This is a genomic window from Micromonospora yasonensis (genome assembly GCF_026013475.1).
In the GTDB taxonomy this organism is placed as follows: domain Bacteria; phylum Actinomycetota; class Actinomycetes; order Mycobacteriales; family Micromonosporaceae; genus Micromonospora; species Micromonospora yasonensis.
Genome location: NZ_JAPDPH010000146.1, coordinates 1 through 17,861, shown reverse-complemented (window position 1 = coordinate 17,861; position 17,861 = coordinate 1). Strand labels below are relative to the sequence as shown.

Sequence of the window (17,861 nt, the reverse complement as noted above, 5' to 3'; positions counted from 1 at the left end):
GGGCCAGCTGCACCTCCAGGGCGCGCTCCGGCTTCTGCCAGTCCGCGCCGAGCAGCTGGCCCACCCGTTCCAGCCGCTGGGTCACCGTGTTGACGTGCACGTGCAGCAGCTCGGCCGCCCGGGCCAGGCTCCCGCCCACCCCGAAGTACGCCTCCAGCGTCTTCACCAGCGCGGTGCCCCGCCGGGCGTCGTAGTCGACCACCGGCCCGACGGTGGCGGTGAGGAACCGGGCCACGTCCCGGTCGCCCGAGTCGCCGACCGCGCCCAGCAGCAGCCCCACGAAGCCCAGCTCGTCGGTGCTCGCCCCCTGCCCGGCCCGACCCAGCGCGCCCAGCGCGGTCAGGCAGCGCTCCGCCTCAGCGAACGTGACGGCCAGCGACGCCGGGCCGGTCGACGGCCCGCTCGCCCCGGCGGTCACCGGCCGGCCGGTCACCCGGGACAGGTCCCGGGCCACCGCCCGGGCCGCCCCGCCCGCGTCGCCGCCCGGCAGCATCAGCACCACCCGCCCGTCCCGCGCCGCCGCCAGCCCGCCCCGGGTCGAGGCGTACGTGGTGGCCCAGGAGAGCACCCGCTGCCGGGCCGAGCCGGTCGCCGCGATCGCGTCGTCGCCGACCGCCACCAGCACGTGCGGGGCGTCCAGGTCCACCCCGAGCCGCCGGGCCCGGCTGCGCAGCGCGTCGGCGTCCCGCAGCGGCCGGGCGATCAGGTCGTCCAGCAGCTCACCCCGGACCCGCCCCTCCGCCTCGGCGACCGTGCGCCGGAACAGCAGCAGCAGCGCGGTGACCAGCGCCGCCCGCTCCAGGATCCGCTGGTCGGCGTCGACCAGTTCGCCGTCCGGGCGCAGCACCAGCGCGCCGAGGTTCTCGGCGCCGGCCACCACGGCGGCGTACCAGAGTGGACCCCGGCGGACACTGCGGCCCTCGGTCCGGGACGCGGCCACCGCCTCCACGATGTCCGCCCGGTCCGGCTCCTCGATCTCGCCCACCCGGGCCAGCCGCCGCCCCTCGGCGTCCAGCGCCAACAGCGCCCCGCCGAGCACGTCGGTGACCGCCGCCGCCACGTCCGCCATGCCGCCCCCGCGCACCACCAGGGCGGTCATCCGGTCGTGGGCGGCGGCGGCCCGCTCCACCGAGCTGCTGTGCGCCCGGATCGTGCTGTTCGCCGCGGACAGCTCTTCGAGTGCCGAGCGGGTCTCCGCCAGCAGCCGGGCGGTGTCGATCGCGACCGCCGCGTGCGCCGCCAGGGAGACCAGCAGGGACACCTCCTCCCGGGCGAACGGCCGGGCCGAGCGGTTGGCCGCGTACAGCACGCCGATCACGCTGGAACCGAGCCGCAGCGGCACGCCGAGGATGGCCACCAGGCCCTCCTCGCCCACCCCGCCGTCGATCTCCCCGGTGTGCCGGAACCGCTCGTCCTCCTGGTAGTTGGCGGTGACGTACGGGGTGCCGGTCTGGGCCACCAGGCCGCCGAGGCCGTCGCCCATCTCCAGCCGCAGCCGCTGGAACCGGGCCGAGATCGAGCCGTCGGTGACCCGCATGTACGTGTCGCCGCGCTCCTCGTCGTTGAGCGTCATGTACGCCACGTCGGTGCCGAGCAGGATCCGGGCCCGGTGCACGATCGCCCGCAACACGTCGTCCAGGTCGCGCAGCCCGGCCAGGTCGCTGGCCGTGTCGTACAGGCCGGACAGCTCGGTCTCCCGGCGGCGCCGGCGCTCCAGCAGCGCGCGGACCCGCAGCGCCACCACCTTCGCCTGCTCCAGCTCGGCCAGCCGCTCGGCCGGCAGGCCGGCGGCCCGGGCGGCCACCAGCGGGCCTTCGAACTCGACCGCGGCGGCCTCCCGGGCCAGCAGTTCCAGGAACTCGACCGGCGACGACATGACCGACATTGTGCGCGGCGCCACTAGTTGGCCGTCCAGCCCCCGTCGAGGGCGATCGAGGCACCGGTGATGAACGCGGCCGGCGGCGAGCAGAGGTACGCCACCAACTCGGCCACCTCCTCCGGCTCGATCAGCCGCTTGATCGCCGCCCGGGCCAGCATGATCTTCTCGACCACCTCGTCCTCGCCGATGCCGTGGGTGGCCGCCTGGTCGGCGATCTGGCTCTCCACCAGCGCGGTCCGCACGTACGCCGGGTTGATGCAGTTGGCGGTCACCCCGTGCGCGGCGCCCTCCAGCGCGACCACCTTCGACAGCCCCTCCAGGGCGTGCTTGGCCGAGACGTACGCCGCCTTGTACGGCGAGGCGCGCAACCCGTGCACCGAGGAGATGTTGACGATCCGGCCCCAGCCGCCCGCGTACATGTGCGGCAGCGCCCGGCGGATCAGCAGGAACGGGGCCTCCACCATCACCCGCTGGATGTACTCGAAGCGGTCCGGTGGGAAGTCCTGGACGGGGGCGACGTGCTGCAGGCCGGCATTGTTGATCACGATGTCCACGTCGGCGTCGAGCCGGTCCACCGCGGCCCGATCGGCCAGGTCGATCCCCTCGGCCCGCCCGCCCGTCTCGGCCGCCACCTCCTTCGCCGCCGCCACGTTCCGGTCGACCACGAGCACCGACGCGCCGGCCGCCGCCAGGCGCAGGGCGCAGGCCCGTCCGATGCCGCTGCCACCACCGGTCACCAGCGCGCTACGACCGGAGAGGTCGACGCGTACGACGTGGGGGACCGCCACGGGTTCTGCCGTCATGGCGCACAAAGCTACGAGTTGTGTGGCCGGCGGCACATGGGGCGACGACACATACTCGACCGCTTCAGTGTGTGGCGCGCCCGGTCATCGGCGGGAGTCCGGTCCGCCTTCCTGTCGGTGGGCCGTGGCATCGTGCCCACGGGCCGTCGGTGCGGGAGCGCGGAGGTGGACATGACGGGCGTGGAGCCGGCCGGGTCGTCGTCCTTCGAGGCGACGCTGATCCGCTGGTCGGGCCCGGGTGGCTGGGTGTTCGCGCCGGTGCCCGAGGCGCACGCGCCGGAGGTGCCCGGGCCGTTCGGCCGGGTGCCGGTGACCGCCACCGTCGACGGTCGCACCTGGTCGACCAGCGTCTGGCGGGACCGGCGGGCCGGCTGGCTGCTGCCCGTGCCGATCCGGATCCGGGCGGGCAGGGACGACGGGGACCGGGTCACCGTCACCGTCGAGGTCGACCCGACGCGGCGGTGAGGGCGGTGGTGGCGACGCGTCGGCGTGTCCCGCCCGACGGCCGCCGGGCGGCACCAGTAGGGTGTCGAACACACGTACTGCTGGCGGCTGGGGGAGGAGGCGGCGTGCGCGTGCTGGGCGTCGACCCGGGGCTGACCCGGTGCGGGGTCGGCGTGGTCGAGGGCGTGCCGGGCCGCCCGTGCACCCTGGTCGCCTACTACGTCGTCTACACCGACCCGGCCGACGACCTGCCGCTGCGCCTGCTGCACCTGGACCGCACGCTCACCGACCTGGTCGCCGAGCACCAGCCAGACGCGGTCGCCGTGGAGCGGGTGTTCACCCAGCACAACGTCCGCACCGTGATGGGCACCGCCCAGGCCAGCGGGATCGCGGTGCTCGCCGGGGCGCGGGCCGGCCTACCCGTGCAGACGTACACGCCGAGCGAGGTCAAGGCGGCGGTGACCGGATCCGGTCAGGCCGACAAGGCGCAGATGACCGCGATGGTCACCCGGCTGCTGCGGCTGCCCGAGCCGCCCCGGCCGGCCGACGCCGCCGACGCCCTGGCCCTGGCCATCTGCCACGTCTGGCGCGGCGGCACCCGGTCCAAGCTGGCCCTGGCCGCCGAGCGGGCACGACGAGGGGGAACGCGATGATCGCCAGCGTACGCGGCACGGTGACCGCGACCGGTCCGGACCACGCGGTGGTGGAGGTGGGCGGCATCGGCCTGGCGGTGCAGTGCGCCCCGGGCACCCTGGCCGAGTTGCGGGTCGGCCAGCCGGCCCGGCTGGCCACCAGCCTGGTGGTCCGGGAGGACTCGCTCACCCTCTACGGCTTTGCCGACGACGACGCCAAGCAGCTGTTCGAGCTGCTCCAGACCGCCAGCGGGGTGGGCCCCCGGCTGGCCCAGGCGGTGCTCGCCGTGCACACCCCGGACGCGGTCCGCAAGGCCATCGCCAACGCCGACACTGCCGCGCTGACCCGGGTGCCGGGGATCGGCAAGAAGGGCGCCGAGCGCCTCGTCCTCGAACTGCGGGACCGGATCGGCCCGGTGCCGGTGGGCGCGGACGGCGTCGCCGGGGTCACCGCCGGCGCCTGGCCGGAGCAGGTCCGCCAGGCCCTGGTCGGGCTGGGCTGGACGGCCGGCCAGGCCGAGCAGGCGGTGGCCGCGGTCGCGGAGACCGTCGACGGCGACGTCCCGCCGGTGCCGGTCCTGCTCAAGCAGGCCATCCGCCTCCTGGGCCGGACGCGATGACCGGCGACAATCTGGTCTCGGCGTACGTCAGCGACGCGGAACGGGACGCGGAGGCCAGCGTCCGGCCCAAGCGCCTGGAGGAGTTCATCGCCCAGCACCGGGTGCGCGACCAGCTCGACCTGCTGCTCAAGGGCGCGATGCGGCGCGGCTCCCCGCCCGACCACATCCTTCTCTCCGGGCCGCCTGGCCTCGGGAAAACCACGTTGGCCAATATCGTCGCCGCCGAGCTGGGTTCGGGGATCCGGGTGACCAGCGGCCCGGCCATCGAGCGCTCCGGCGATCTGGCCGCCATCCTGACCAGCCTCACCGAGGGCGACGTCCTCTTCATCGACGAGATCCACCGGATCGCCAAGCCGGCCGAGGAACTGCTCTACAGCGCGATGGAGGACTTCCGGGTCGACGTGGTGGTCGGCAAGGGTCCGGGCGCCACCGCTATCCCGCTCGACGTCGAGCCGTTCACCCTGGTCGGCGCGACCACCCGGTCCGGCCTGCTCACCGGGCCGATGCGGGACCGGTTCGGCTTCGTCGCCCACCTCGACTTCTACGCCCCGGCCGAGCTGGAGGCGCTGCTGCGCCGCTCGGCGCGGATCCTCGGGGTGCCGATCACCGACGAGGGCGCCGCGGAGATCGCCGGCCGGTCCCGGGGCACCCCGCGCATCGCCAACCGGCTGCTGCGCCGGGTCCGGGACTTCGCCGAGGTCCGGGCCGACGGGGTGGTCACCGTGGAGACCGCCCGGGCCGCCCTGACCGTGTACGACGTCGACGCGCTCGGGCTGGACCGGCTGGACCGGGCGGTGCTCACCGCACTGGTCGACTCGTTCCGGGGCGGCCCGGTCGGGCTCTCCACGCTCGCCGTCGCGGTGGGCGAGCAGCCGGACACGGTCGAGGAGGTCTGCGAGCCCTTCCTGGTCCGGGCCGGCCTGCTGGCCCGTACGCCCCGGGGTCGGGTCGCCACCGAGGCGGCCTGGCACCATCTGGGGCGTACGCCGCCGAATGGTACATTTGGCACCGATGTCCCTCCCGGGCCCGATCTGTTCTCGGTGCAGACCGATCAGCCGTGATCCGAACGTGATCTGTGCCGCATTCGGCGTTCCCAGGGGCAGGGACTAGACTTCGCCGCGGTCTTACAGGACGTAAGAATCCGCCTCCGCTCCGGCGCCCCTCGGGGTCGGGCGGGGCCAATGGGAAGGTCGACAAACCGTGCTTTACGCAGCAGGGAGTGCCGGGGGAGCCGGCGGTCTGACGCCGATCCTCATGATCGCTCTGCTCTTCGGCGTCATGTACTTCATGATGATCCGCCCGCAGCAGAAGCGGCGCCGCGAGGCGGAGCGGATGCAGTCCGCGCTCGGCCCGGGCGACGAGGTCGTCACCATCGGTGGGCTCTACGGCACGGTGACCGACGTGGAGGACGAGACCGTCCTGCTGGAGGTGGCCCCGGGCGTGCAGACCCGGTACGCCCGCCCGGCGATCGCCCGCGTGGTCACCCGGGCCGAGCGCCCGGACGCCGAGACGATCACCGAGGAAGCCGAGTCGGTCAAGGAGTGACCGCGGGCCCCGGGACGGGGCAGCGGATTCACCGATACAAGTGGATAGTTGGGTCGGCGTCCGACGCCGACACGCGTTAGCTTCCGCCCGACGCCGCCGCGTCGCGGGCCGGGAGGCGTGTCGGCCGGGGGCGTCGACCCGCCAGAGCAGTCGGGCGGACACCCCCGGCCCGACTTCGTCGCCGCTGCCCGGCGGCGCGACCGTACAGGGAGACAAGACAGCCGTGGCACCACCTCAGGGACAGATGCGCCCCGGACGGCAGCTCGCCGTCCTCGGGCTCGTCTTCGTCGTCCTCTATCTCTTGGTGTTCTTCTCCGGCGGCGCCAAAGGCGGCTGGCAGGACCGGCTGGAGCCCCGGCTCGGCCTGGACCTGATCGGCGGTACCCGGCTGACGCTCGAGGCCACCAACAGCCTGGACGGCAAGCCCCCGACCGCCGCCAACCTCGAGGAGGCGCGCCAGATCATCGAGAGCCGGGTCAACGCGTACGGCGTGGCCGAGGCCGAGGTGGTCACCGAGGGCAACCGGAACATCGTCATCTCCCTGCCCGGTGAGAACCGGGACCTGACCAACGTCGGCAACCCCGCCGAGCTGCGCTTCCGCAAGGTCCTCAAGGCCACCGACGGCAGCGGCGCGACCGCCGCCCCGGCCCCGAGCCCGAGCGCCAGCGCCACCCCGGCCCCGTCCGGCAGCGCGACGCCGGCCCCGTCCGGCAGCGCCGCGCCGAAGGCCAGCGGTGGCGCGAAGGCGACCGCGTCGCCGAGCGCCGGCGGTCAGGGTGGCATGGCCCCGACGCCGAGCGCGAGCGCCGCCGCGCCGACCCCGTCGGCCTCGGCCAGCGCCGCGCCGGCCCCGAGCGCCAGCGCCGAGCCGGTGCCGCAGAGCATCGAGCAGCAGCGCAAGGCCATCGAGCAGAAGGTCGGCCCGGCCGCCTGGGCCGCCGCTTCCGGCCTGAAGGCCCCGGCCGACCTCACCAGCGACCCGTCGCTGGCCGAGAAGCTCAAGCCGTTCAGCACCCTCTCCCCGCAGGAGATCGCGGTGCTGCCGGTCGAGATGCAGTTCAACGTGCCGACCATCAGCTGCGCCCAGCTCGACACGCGGCCGGCGGCGTCGATCAAGGACGAGAAGCAGAAGGCGGTGTCCTGCGAGGCCGGCGCCAAGTACCTGCTCGACGTGGCGAAGGTGCTCGGCACCGACGTCAGCGACGCCAACGCGGTGCTCGACCAGACCAGCTCCTGGGTGGTCAGCCTGAAGTTCACCGGCAAGGGCCAGGAGAAGTGGACCGCGCTGACCCGCGAGTCGTACAACAACGAGGGCCAGGCCTGCGACCAGACCGCGCTCGGCCAGGACGGCAAGTGCCGCGTCGCGGTGGTCCTGGACAACGAGATCGTCTCCTCGCCGGAGATCCAGGGCGTGCTGACCGGTGACTCGCAGATCACCGGCAGCTTCAACAACAAGAGCGCGAACGCCCTGGCCAGCCAGCTCCGCTACGGCGCGCTGCCGGTGACCTTCGTGCCGCAGGAGCAGCAGAACGTCACCGCGACGCTGGGCTCCAGCCACCTGCAGGCGGGCCTGCTCGCAGCCGGCATCGGCATGCTGCTGGTCATCATCTACTCGTTCTTCTACTACCGGCTGCTCGGCTCGGTCATCTTCCTCAGCCTGGTGCTGTCCGGCCTGCTGGTCTTCGGCGCGCTGGTGGTGCTCGGCCGGTCGATCGGCTTCACCCTCACCCTCGCCGGCATCGCCGGCATGATCGTCTCACTCGGTGTGGCGGCGGACTCGTTCGTCATCTACTTCGAGCGGCTCAAGGACGAGATCCGGGAGGGCCGCAGCCCGCGCAGCGCGGTGCCACGGGCGTGGGTCCGGGCCCGCCGGACGATCATCTCGGCGAACGCCATCACCCTGATGTCCGCCGTGGTGCTCTACCTCGTCTCGGTCGGCGCGGTGAAGGGCTTCGCCTTCGCGCTCGGCCTGGCGACCGTCCTCGACCTGGTGGTCGTCTTCCTCTTCCGTCACCCGATCATGACGATGTTCGCCCGGACCCGGGCGTTCCTGTCCCCGCGGGTCAGCGGTCTCGGCCGGGCCCTGCCGGCCCGGTCGGCCGAGCAGGGCACCGCCCGCAACCCGCGTGTCAAGGAGGCCTGAGATGGCTAAGACTGGTCTGGCCGCCCGGCTCTACCGGGGCGAGGCCGATCTCAACATCGTCGGCAAGCGCAAGCTGTGGTTCGCCGTCGCCGGTGCGCTGGTGCTGGTCGCCGTGCTCAGCTTCGCGATCAACCGCTTCAGCCTCGGCATCGAGTTCGCCGGCGGCAACTCGTTCCAGGTGCCGGCCAGCGTGGGCACGATGGCCCAGGCCGAGGAGAAGGTCAACGCGGCGCTGAAGTCCGACGGCGGCGGCGCGGAGGTGGTCACCGCCCAGAAGGTCGGTAGCACCAGCGGCGAGTACTACGAGCTGCGCACCTCGCAGCTCACCGCGGACCAGGCCACCGCGGTCAAGGACAAGATGGCCCAGGAGTTCGGCATCCAGCCGGAGCAGATCAGCGGCAGCCAGGTCTCCGAGGCCTGGGGCAGCCAGGTCACCTCGCGGGCGCTGCTCGGTCTGCTGATCTTCATCGCGGTGGTGGCGATCTACCTGGTGCTGCGCTTCGAGTGGCGGATGGCGGTCGCCTCGATCGCCTCGCTGCTCACCAACCTGGTCCTCACCGCCGGCATCTACTCGCTGGTCGGCTTCGAGGTCACCCCGTCGACGATCATCGGCTTCCTCACGATCCTGGGCTTCGCGCTCTACGACGTGGTGGTGGTCTTCGACAAGGTGCAGGAGAACACCCGCGGCATCACCGCGAACAACAACATGACCTACGGCGAGGCGGCCAACCTGGCGCTCAACCAGAGCCTCATGCGGTCGCTGAACACCTCGGTGGTCGCCCTGCTGCCGGTCGGTGGTCTGCTGTTCATCGGGGCCGGTCTGCTCGGCGCCGGCACGCTCAAGGACCTCGGCCTGGTGCTCTTCGTCGGTATGGCCGTCGCGTTCCTGACCTCGATCCTGCTGGCCACCCCGCTGCTGGTGCTGCTGAAGAACCAGGACCCGCGGATCAGCGCGCACAACAAGCGGGTGCTCGGCCGGCGGGGCGCCATCGCCCGGGGCGAGGTCGCCCCGAAGGGCGCGCCGAAGGCCGCCCCGGCCGCCGACGAGACCATCGACCCGGAGGCGGCGGCCCTCGCCGGCGCCGCGCCGAAGGTGGGCGCGCGGCCGGCCGGCAAGCGCCCCACCGGCGCCCGGGGCGGTCGCCCCAGCGGCGGCGGGGGCAACCGGCCGGGTGGCGCGAAGCGCCGCTGACCGGGCCGGGGGAGACCCGGTAGGAATCGACCGAACGGCGTCCGCCATGCTGTGCGAGCAGCATGACGGACGCCGTCGTCGTTCGAAGGGACATGGGACGTACCGTGACGGAGACCCACACCACCGGGGTACGGGGAGACAGCGGCCCGGAGGTCGCCCGGCTGGTCGCCAGCCGGGTGCTGGACGTGCCGGACTTCCCCAAGCCCGGGGTCATGTTCAAGGACCTGATGCCGCTGTTCGCCGACGGCGACGTCTTCCGCGAGGTGATCGACGGGATCGTCGCGTACCACGGGCGTGACTCGTTCGACGCGGTGGCCGGCATCGAGGCGCGCGGCTTCGTGCTGGCCGCGGCGATCGCGTACGCCACCGGGGTCGGGGTGGTGCCGGTGCGCAAGGCGGGCAAGCTGCCCCGGGCCACCCACACCGCCTCCTACGCCCTCGAGTACGGCGAGGCGACGCTGGAGGTGCACCAGGACGCCTTCACCGCCGGTCACCGGGTCCTGGTGGTGGACGACGTGCTCGCCACCGGCGGCACCGCCGAGGCCACCCTCGACCTGGTCGAGCGGGCCGGCGGCACGGTCGCCGGCTTCACCGTCCTGCTGGAATTGGGCTTCCTGAACGGGCGGCAACGGCTCGCCCCGCGTCCGGTCCATGCCCTGCTGACCGTTTGACCCCCCCCGGCCCGTCGGGCCGAGCCGGTGCGGTCCGTCCGGCGGAGCGGCGGCGTACCCTGCGTGCGGGTAGCATTGCCCTTTGCCGACCGGGCGGGTGACCGCCCGGAGGCGCGCCGACCGGCCGGACGGCCGTACGGCGCGGGGCCGCCGGGACCACGTGGTCCCCGGTGGCCGGACGCGGACCACGTCGGCCCGGGGCGGTCGACGCGGAACAACGCCGGCCCCTCGGCCGGTTGAACAAAACGTCGGCCGGACGGCCGGCGCATTCCCGGCGAGCGGTGAGGAGGCCGGTGTCCCACGATGTCGTCCCTCCGGTGGAGGGCACGGTGCATCCGACAGGCGACGCGGACGGCTCGGTGACTGAGCGGAACGGCAACCCGCCGGCCCGAGTGACCGGCGCCTCCGGCGGCGGTTCCGACGCGAAGCCGGACGGCGGCGCGGTCGTGGTGCCGTTCCCGGCCGACAGCGCGGCCGATCCCTCGCCCAGCGGGGGGTTCGCCCTCTCCAACGCGCCGACCGGCCGGCGGGTACGCGCCCGGCTGGCCCGGTTCAACGCGCCGTGGCAGACCTCGCAGGTGAGCGAGGTCCTCGAGCCGCTGATCTCCACCCACCGGGAGAACCACCCCAAGGCCGACGCCCGGCTGCTGCAGCGCGCCTTCGACACGGCCGCGCGCTGGCACTCGGGTCAGTACCGCAAGTCCGGTGACCCCTACATCACCCATCCGCTCGCGGTGGCGACCATCCTGGCCAACCTCGGGATGGACACCACCACCCTGGTCGCGGCGCTGCTGCACGACACGATCGAGGACACCGAGTACACCCTCGACCAGATGCGCGCCGACTTCGGCGGCGAGGTGGCCCTGCTGGTCGACGGCGTGACCAAGCTCGACAAGGTCAAGCTCGGTGACGCGGCCAAGGCGGAGACGATCCGCAAGATGGTCGTGGCCATGGCCAAGGACCCGCGGGTTCTGGTGATCAAGCTGGCCGACCGGCTGCACAACATGCGTACCCTGACCTTCCTGCCCCGCCCCAAGCAGGAGCAGAAGGCCAAGGAGACGCTGGAGATCCTGGCCCCCCTCGCCCACCGCCTCGGTATGAACACCATCAAGTGGGAGCTGGAGGATCTCGCCTTCGGCACCCTGTTCCCGAAGCGGTACGAGGAGATCAACCGGCTGATCGGGGAGCACCAGCCGCAGCGTGAGGCGCTGCTGCGCCAGGTGACCCAGAAGGTGTCGACCGACCTGAAGGCCGCCAAGATCAAGGCGGAGACCACCGGGCGGCCGAAGCACCTCTACTCGATCTACCAGAAGATGATCGTGCGAGGGCGCGACTTCAACGACATCTACGACCTGGTCGGGGTGCGGATCCTGGTCGACACGGTGCGGGACTGCTACGCGGCGCTGGGCGTCATCCACGCCAACTGGCAGCCGGTGCCGGGCCGGTTCAAGGACTACATCGCGATGCCCAAGTTCAACATGTACCAGTCGTTGCACACGACGGTCATCGGGCCCACCGGCAAGCCGGTGGAGATGCAGATCCGCACCTACGCGATGCACCGGACCGCCGAGTTCGGCATCGCCGCGCACTGGAAGTACAAGGAGCACAAGGGCACGCCGGTGGTCGGCCCGCCGGCGCACATCGACGAGATGACCTGGCTGCGCCAGCTGCTGGACTGGCAGCGGGAGGCGGCCGACCCGAGCGAGTTCCTGGACGCGCTCCGGTTCGACCTGTCCAGTCAGGAGGTGTACGTCTTCACCCCGAAGGGTGACGTCATCCCGCTGCCGACCGGGTCGACGCCGGTGGACTTCGCGTACGCGGTGCACACCGAGGTCGGGCACAAGTGCATCGGGGCGCGGGTCAACGGCAAGCTGGTGCCGCTGGAGTCGACGCTGTCCAACGGCGACGTGATCGAGATCTTCACCTCGAAGTCCGACACGGCCGGCCCCACGCAGGACTGGCTCGGCTTCGTCAAGAGCCCGCGCGCCCGTACCAAGATCCGCCAGTACTTCAACAAGGAGCGGCGCGAGGAGGCGATCGAGGCCGGCAAGGACTCGATCGTCAAGGCGATGCGCAAGCAGGGCATGCCGTTGCAGCGGATGCTCACCTCCGACAACCTGATGGCGATCGCCCGGGACCTGCACCTGGCCGACGTCGCCTCGCTCTACGCGGCGGTTGGCGACAGCCAGGTCTCCGCGCAGTCGGTGGTGCAGAAGCTGATGGCCTCCTACGGTGGCGAGGAGGGCGCGGCGGAGGACATCGCCGAGACCGCCGTCGCCACCCGTCCGCCCCGCAGCCGGCAGAGCAGTGCCGACCCGGGTGTGGTGGTCCGTGGGGTCAGCGACGTCTGGATCAAGCTGGCCCGCTGCTGCACCCCGGTGCCACCGGACGCCGTCTTCGGCTTCGTCACCCGCTCCGGCGGGGTGAGCGTGCACCGGGACGACTGCGCCAACGCCGAGGACCTGCGGGCGCAGAGCGAGCGGGTGGTCGAGGTGAGCTGGAAGCTCACCTCCGCCTCCACCTTCCTGGTCGCCATCCAGGTGGAGGCGCTCGACCGGCACAAGCTGCTGGCCGACGTCACCCGGGTGCTCTCCGACGAGCGGGTGAACATCCTCTCCGCGACCGTCACCACCACCCGGGACCGGGTGGCGGTGAGCCGGTTCAGCTTCGAGATGGCCGACCCGAAGCACCTGGGGCACCTGCTGGCCGCGGTTCGCAAGGTCGACGGGGTGTTCGACGCGTACCGGGTGACCTCGGGCGCCTGACACCTTCTGACGCACGGAAAAGCGCCCGCCGGCGGAGAGCCGGCGGGCGCTTTTCTTGCGCTGCGGGTGGGGGTCAGCCGCCCTGGATGTCGCTCATCGCCAGCTTGTTGATGACGACCTCCTTCTTCGGGTGGCCGCCGCCGGCCTGCTTGGCGAAGGCGCCGTCGTCACCGGCCGCCCCGACCTGCTTCACCAGGTCCATGCCGCCGGTGATGGTGCCCACCACGGTGTAGTTCGGGTCGAGCTGGGAGTCGCCGTAGACGATGAAGAACTGGCTGCCGGTGCTGCCCTGCTGGCCGGAGTTGGCCATCGCGATGACGCCCTCCGGGTACGGCGGACGCTTGTCGGTCGGCAGGTTCTCCTCTGGCATGTTGAAGCCCGGGCCGCCGGTGCCGTCGGTCTCCCGCCAGCCCTTGCCGGTCGCGCTCGGGTCACCGCACTGGAGCACCTTGATGCCCTGGGTCACCAGTCGGTGGCACTTGGTGTTGTCGAAGAAGCCCTTGCTGGCCAGGTAGGTGAAGCTGCCGGCGGTGCAGGGCACATCGGCGCGGTTGACCGTCGCGGTGATCGGCCCCAGGTTGGTGTCGATCGTCATGGTCTGGGTGCCCTTGCTGGCCTGCTGGTTCGGCGGGACGCCCACGTCCTTGATCTGCTTGGAGCGGGCCTCCTTCGGAACCTCGACGTAGGCGCACTGCGAGTAGCCCGCAGTGCTGGCGGTGTTCTCCTTCTTGTCGTCACCGCCGAGCGAGGTGACCAGCCAGACCGTCCCGGCCACCACGAGCACCAGCACGGCCGCGGCCCCGACGATGGCCTGCGTCTGCCGGCGCTTGCGGGCCTTGCCGGCACGCTCGGCCATCTCCCGCTCGAGTCGGGCCCGCGCCGCCGCGCGCTGCCGCTCTCTGGTGGACGTCACGGTCACTCCTTCGGATGTTCTCGGGTGCGGCGCTGCCGCCGCTGCTCAGGGGCGGACGGGGCCGGGTCAGCCGGCGCTCGGGCTGGCGGCCGGGGCGGCGTTCACCTCGCCGACGGTGAGGCTCTGGATCACCACGTCCGTCTTCGGCTTGACCTTGGCTCCGCTCCCATTGTCCACGGTCGGGAGGGCGCCGATTTTCGCCAACACGTCCAGGCCGCCGGTGACCTTGCCGATGACCGGGTACTTCGGCTGGGCCGGGTTGAAGTCCTTGAAGAAGATCAGGAACTGGCTGCTGTTGGCGCCCGGCGGGTTCGCGATCATGGCGACCGTGCCCTTCGGGTACGCCGGCGCCTGGTCCGGGGCCGGCGAGGCGGACGGGCTCGGGGCCGGCGTGGGGACGTTCTCGTCGTAGAACGAGTACGCCGGGCCGCCGATGCCGGTGCCGCTCGGGTCGCCGCAGCGCAGCGCGCCCTCGGTGGTGATCTCGTGGCACTTGGTGTTGTCGTAGAACGACTTGCCGGCCAGGTACGAGATGCTGGCCGCGGCGCACGGGGCCGAGGCGAGGTCGAGCTCAGCCGTGATCGGGGCGCCCTGGTTGGTGGTGACCGTCATCGCGCGGGTGCCCGAGGTCGGCAGGCCGGTGGTGGCCGGGGTGCCGACGTCCTTGAGGTTGGTGTTGGCGTTGGCGTCCTGCGGGGTCCAGGCGCAGACGTCCTCGGCGGCCTTCGGCTTCGGCTTCGAGTCGAACGCGCCGAGCGCCCACGCCGAACCGACGACGATCAACGCGAGCACCACGGCGGCGCCGACGCCGGCCTGGATCTGCCGGCGGCGTTTCGCGGCCGCCGCCCGCCGGGCAAGTTGCCGGTCGAGCTTTGCCCGCGCCAGTTTGCGCTGCCGGTCCCTGCTGGAAGCCACCCGTGCTCCCCTTCCTCTACCCTGGTCCTCGCCGGCGCCCAGGCGTTCTCCGCCTGTCGGTGCGCAGGTGCGCCACGCCACACGCCCGCCAGAGTGTACGGCTACCGGCTGGGAAAGTGGTGTTCGAGGTCGGGCCGCGATTTATCGGACCCTGTCGTTGTGGTTGCCGGGGTCGGCGTGACCAGTGGGCCGGCGGAAAGCCGTGGCGGGTGCGACTAGGCTGCTGAGTGGGACGACGACCGGAACGGAAGGGGAGCGGACGTGCTCGTGGCGGGCTTTCCCGCGGACGCCTTCGGCACCAACTGCTACGCGGTGGCGACCGCGCCGGGGGAGCAGTGCGTGGTGGTCGACCCCGGCATCGGGGTCCTCGACCGGCTCGACGCCGTGCTCGCCGAGCACCGCCTGCACCCGGCCGCCGTGCTGCTCACCCACGGACACCTCGACCACACCTTCTCCGTGGCCCCGGTCTGCGGCGCGCGCGGCATCCCCGCGTACATCCACCCGGACGACCGGGAGCTGCTGGCCGACCCGGCCAAGGCGCTCTCGACGGACCTCACCCAGCTCTTCGGTGGGCGGCTGCCGTACACCGAGCCGGACGACGTGGCCGAGCTGACCGACGGCGCGACGCTGTCCCTCGCCGGCCTGGAGATCACCGTCGACCACGCCCCCGGCCATACCGGCGGGTCGGTGCTGTTCCGGATGCCCGGCGCCGGCTCGCCCTGGGAGGCCGACCAGATCTGCCTCTCCGGGGACGTGCTCTTCGCCGGTTCCATCGGCCGCACCGACCTGCCGGGCGGCAGCATGCCCCGGATGCTGTCTAGCCTGCGGGACAAGGTCCTCCCGCTGGCCGACGACACCGTCGTCCTGCCCGGCCACGGCCCCGCGACCACCATCGGCCGCGAGCGCGCGACCAACCCGTACCTCATCGAGGTGGCGGGGACCGGCGGCGCGCGCCCGGCCGCGCCCACCCGCGGTCTGTAGCCGCCGCGGCCCACGACTCACCCGCGGTCCGCGCGGCATCCAAGGAGTACGTCATGAGCAAGCCCACGCCCATTTCCGGCTTCCCGGAGTGGACGCCCGCCCAGCGGATGATCGAGCAGTTCGTGCTCGACCGGATCCGCGGCACCTTCGAGCTGTACGGCTTCGCCCCCCTCGAAACCCGCTCGGTCGAGCCGCTCGACCAGTTGCTGCGCAAGGGGGAGACCTCCAAGGAGGTCTACGTGCTGCGCCGGTTGCAGGCCGACCTCGATCCGGCCGGTGACGACGCGCTCGGCCTGCACTTCGACCTGACCGTGCCGTTCGCCCGGTACGTGCTGGAGAACGCCGGCAAGCTGCAGTTCCCGTTCCGCCGCTACCAGATCCAGAAGGTGTGGCGGGGGGAGCGCCCGCAGGAGGGGCGCTACCGCGAGTTCCTCCAGGCCGACATCGACATCGTCGACCGGGACACCCTGCCGGCGCACTACGAGGCGGAGATGCCGCTGGTGATCGGCGACGCGCTGCGGTCGCTGCCGATCCCGCCGGTCCGCATCCAGGTCAACAACCGGAAGATCTGCGAGGGCTTCTACCGGGGCATCGGGCTCACCGACCCGGAGGCGGCGCTGCGCGCGGTGGACAAGCTCGACAAGATCGGCCCGGCGCGGGTGGCCGAGCTGCTCGCGGAGACCGCAGGGGCGAGCGAGGCGCAGGCCAAGGCGTGCCTGGCGCTGGCGGAGATCTCCGCGCCGGACGCCTCCTTCGCCGACGCGGTGCGCGCCCTCGGGGTCAGCGACCCGCTGCTCGACGAGGGCATCGCCGAGCTGAGCGCGGTGGTGGAGACCGCCGCCGCGCACTCGCCCGGCCTCTGCGTCGCCGACCTGCGTATCGCCCGGGGCCTGGACTACTACACCGGCACCGTCTACGAGACGCAGATGATCGGCTACGAGCGGTTCGGCTCGATCTGCTCCGGCGGCCGGTACGACAACCTGGCCAGCTCGGGCAACGTCCGTTTCCCGGGCGTCGGCATCTCGATCGGGGTGACCCGGCTGCTCGGCCTGCTCTTCGGCGCGGGCGCGCTGTCGGTCTCCCGGGACGTGCCGACCTGTGTCCTGGTCGCGGTGACCAACGAGGAGGAGCGGGCGGCCAGCAACGCGGTCGCCGAGGCGCTGCGCTCGCGGGGCATCCCGACCGAGGTGTCGCCGAGCGCGGCCAAGTTCGGCAAGCAGATCCGATACGCCGAGCGGCGCGGCATCCCGTACGTGTGGTTCCCCGGTGCCGAGGGCGACGCGGTGAAGGACATCCGCTCGGGCGAGCAGGTGGCCGCCGCGGCGGGCGAGTGGACCCCACCGCGGGCGGACCTGAAGCCGCTGGTCGGCCTGGCTGGCGCCTGACGACGATTGGACCTACGGTGGCGTAAGTTACGCCACCGTAGGGAGATCGTCGTGACCGTGCTCAGCCAGACCGCCCTGCTCCTCGAGCTCGAACCCGTCGTCGAGAACAACCTCGACCGGCACCTGTCGCTGGCCAAGGAGTGGTTCCCGCACGAGTACGTGCCGTGGAGCGAGGGGCGGACCTTCGCCGGTCCGCTCGGCGGCGAGCCCTGGTCGGAGGCGGACAGCGGGCTGCCCGAGGTGGCCCGGACCGCGCTGATCGTCAACCTGCTCACCGAGGACAACCTGCCCTCGTACCACCACGAGATCGCCACGCTGTTCGGGCGGGACGGGGCGTGGGGCACCTGGGTGCACCGGTGGACCGCCGAGGAGGGGCGGCACGGTACCGCCATCCGCGACTACCTGACGGTGACCCGGGCGGTCGACCCGGTGGCGCTGGAGCGGGCCCGGATGGTGCACATGTCGAACGGGTACGTCAACACGCACGACGACGAGGTGCTGCACTCGCTGGCGTACGTCTCGTTCCAGGAATTGGCCACCCGGATCTCGCACCGCAACACCGGCCGGGCCACCGGGGACCCCACCTGCCAGGCGCTGCTGGCCCGGGTGGCCGCCGACGAGAATCTGCACATGGTCTTCTACCGCAACCTGCTCGGCGCGGCGTTCGAGTTGGCCCCGAGCCAGGCCATGCGGGCGGTCGCCGACGTGCTGGCCGACTTCCAGATGCCAGGCGTCGGCATCGAGGGTTTCGCCCGCAAGTCGGTGGCCATCGCCCTGGCCGGCATCTACGACCTGCGCCAGCACCGCGACGAGGTGGTGGTCCCGGTGCTGCGCCAGTGGAACGTCTTCGAGGTGACCGGGCTGGACGCCGACGGTGAGGCCGCCCGCGACCAGATCGCCGTCCACCTGGACGCCCTGGGGACCCAGGCCGCCCGCTTCGAGGAGAAGCGCGCCGCCCGCGCCGCCCGCCTCG

The 17,861-nt window shown here is 72.5% G+C and carries 16 protein-coding genes; 12 read left to right on the top strand and 4 right to left on the bottom strand.

The genetic code is table 11. From position 1 onward, the window contains the following. A partial coding sequence (locus tag ONA70_RS24890) for a helix-turn-helix domain-containing protein (RefSeq protein ID WP_265008904.1) occupies positions 1-1,885 on the bottom strand: 1,885 nt, incomplete at its 3' end. A 14-nt stretch (positions 1,886-1,899) separates the two neighbouring features. Then, the gene (locus ONA70_RS24885; protein ID WP_265008903.1) at positions 1,900-2,682 is read right to left on the bottom strand and encodes a 3-hydroxybutyrate dehydrogenase; all 783 of its coding nucleotides are present in this window, start codon (positions 2,680-2,682) and stop codon (positions 1,900-1,902) included. 171 nt (positions 2,683-2,853) lie between these two features. On the opposite strand from ONA70_RS24885, the gene ONA70_RS24880 reads away from it, so the two are divergent. From ONA70_RS24880 to ONA70_RS24840, 9 genes are all read left to right on the top strand, one after another. Continuing rightward, positions 2,854-3,147, top strand: coding sequence for a DUF1905 domain-containing protein (locus tag ONA70_RS24880; RefSeq protein ID WP_265008902.1), 294 nt, complete (start codon positions 2,854-2,856; stop codon positions 3,145-3,147). Between the two features lie 104 nt (positions 3,148-3,251). After that, a complete protein-coding gene (gene ruvC, locus ONA70_RS24875; RefSeq protein WP_265008901.1) occupies positions 3,252-3,779 on the top strand; it encodes a crossover junction endodeoxyribonuclease RuvC in 528 nt (175 codons plus the stop codon). Next, a complete protein-coding gene (ruvA, locus tag ONA70_RS24870) occupies positions 3,776-4,378 on the top strand; it encodes a Holliday junction branch migration protein RuvA (protein WP_265008900.1) in 603 nt (200 codons plus the stop codon). The genes ruvC and ruvA overlap by 4 nt, the downstream gene beginning before the upstream one ends. Continuing rightward, complete coding sequence (gene ruvB, locus ONA70_RS24865; RefSeq protein WP_265008899.1) at positions 4,375-5,439, top strand: Holliday junction branch migration DNA helicase RuvB; 1,065 nt, start codon at positions 4,375-4,377, stop codon at positions 5,437-5,439. Before ruvA ends, ruvB begins: the two co-directional genes overlap by 4 nt. Positions 5,440-5,578: 139 nt before the next feature. Beyond that, positions 5,579-5,923: a preprotein translocase subunit YajC gene (gene yajC, locus ONA70_RS24860; RefSeq protein ID WP_265008898.1), complete on the top strand. Its 345-nt coding sequence runs from the start codon at positions 5,579-5,581 to the stop codon at positions 5,921-5,923. Positions 5,924-6,146: 223 nt separating this feature from the next. Continuing rightward, positions 6,147-8,066: a protein translocase subunit SecD gene (gene secD / locus ONA70_RS24855; RefSeq protein ID WP_265008897.1), complete on the top strand. Its 1,920-nt coding sequence runs from the start codon at positions 6,147-6,149 to the stop codon at positions 8,064-8,066. A gap of 1 nt (position 8,067) precedes the next feature. Then, complete coding sequence (gene secF / locus ONA70_RS24850) at positions 8,068-9,258, top strand: protein translocase subunit SecF (protein WP_265008896.1); 1,191 nt, start codon at positions 8,068-8,070, stop codon at positions 9,256-9,258. Positions 9,259-9,362: 104 nt separating this feature from the next. Then, on the top strand, positions 9,363-9,929 hold the full coding sequence (locus tag ONA70_RS24845; protein ID WP_265008895.1) for an adenine phosphoribosyltransferase: 567 nt from the start codon (positions 9,363-9,365) through the stop codon (positions 9,927-9,929). 293 nt (positions 9,930-10,222) lie between these two features. Then, positions 10,223-12,694 carry a RelA/SpoT family protein gene (locus ONA70_RS24840; protein WP_406601238.1) on the top strand — a complete coding sequence of 824 codons (2,472 nt, stop codon included), beginning with the start codon at positions 10,223-10,225 and terminating at the stop codon, positions 12,692-12,694. A 73-nt stretch (positions 12,695-12,767) separates the two neighbouring features. Here the strand turns inward: ONA70_RS24840 and ONA70_RS24835 are convergent, their stop codons facing one another. Both ONA70_RS24835 and ONA70_RS24830 read right to left on the bottom strand, forming a co-directional pair. After that, positions 12,768-13,607, bottom strand: coding sequence for a peptidylprolyl isomerase (locus ONA70_RS24835; RefSeq protein ID WP_265008894.1), 840 nt, complete (start codon positions 13,605-13,607; stop codon positions 12,768-12,770). A gap of 66 nt (positions 13,608-13,673) precedes the next feature. Next, positions 13,674-14,522 (bottom strand): peptidylprolyl isomerase, encoded by an 849-nt coding sequence (locus tag ONA70_RS24830; RefSeq protein WP_265008893.1) that lies wholly within the window; start codon positions 14,520-14,522, stop codon positions 13,674-13,676. Between the two features lie 261 nt (positions 14,523-14,783). On the opposite strand from ONA70_RS24830, the gene ONA70_RS24825 reads away from it, so the two are divergent. From ONA70_RS24825 to ONA70_RS24815, 3 genes are all read left to right on the top strand, one after another. Next, the gene (locus ONA70_RS24825) at positions 14,784-15,503 is read left to right on the top strand and encodes an MBL fold metallo-hydrolase (protein ID WP_265008892.1); all 720 of its coding nucleotides are present in this window, start codon (positions 14,784-14,786) and stop codon (positions 15,501-15,503) included. A 53-nt stretch (positions 15,504-15,556) separates the two neighbouring features. Then, positions 15,557-16,888: a histidine--tRNA ligase gene (hisS, locus tag ONA70_RS24820; protein ID WP_265008891.1), complete on the top strand. Its 1,332-nt coding sequence runs from the start codon at positions 15,557-15,559 to the stop codon at positions 16,886-16,888. Between the two features lie 51 nt (positions 16,889-16,939). Further along, on the top strand, positions 16,940-17,861 hold a 922-nt coding region (locus tag ONA70_RS24815; protein ID WP_265008890.1), incomplete at its 3' end, for an acyl-ACP desaturase.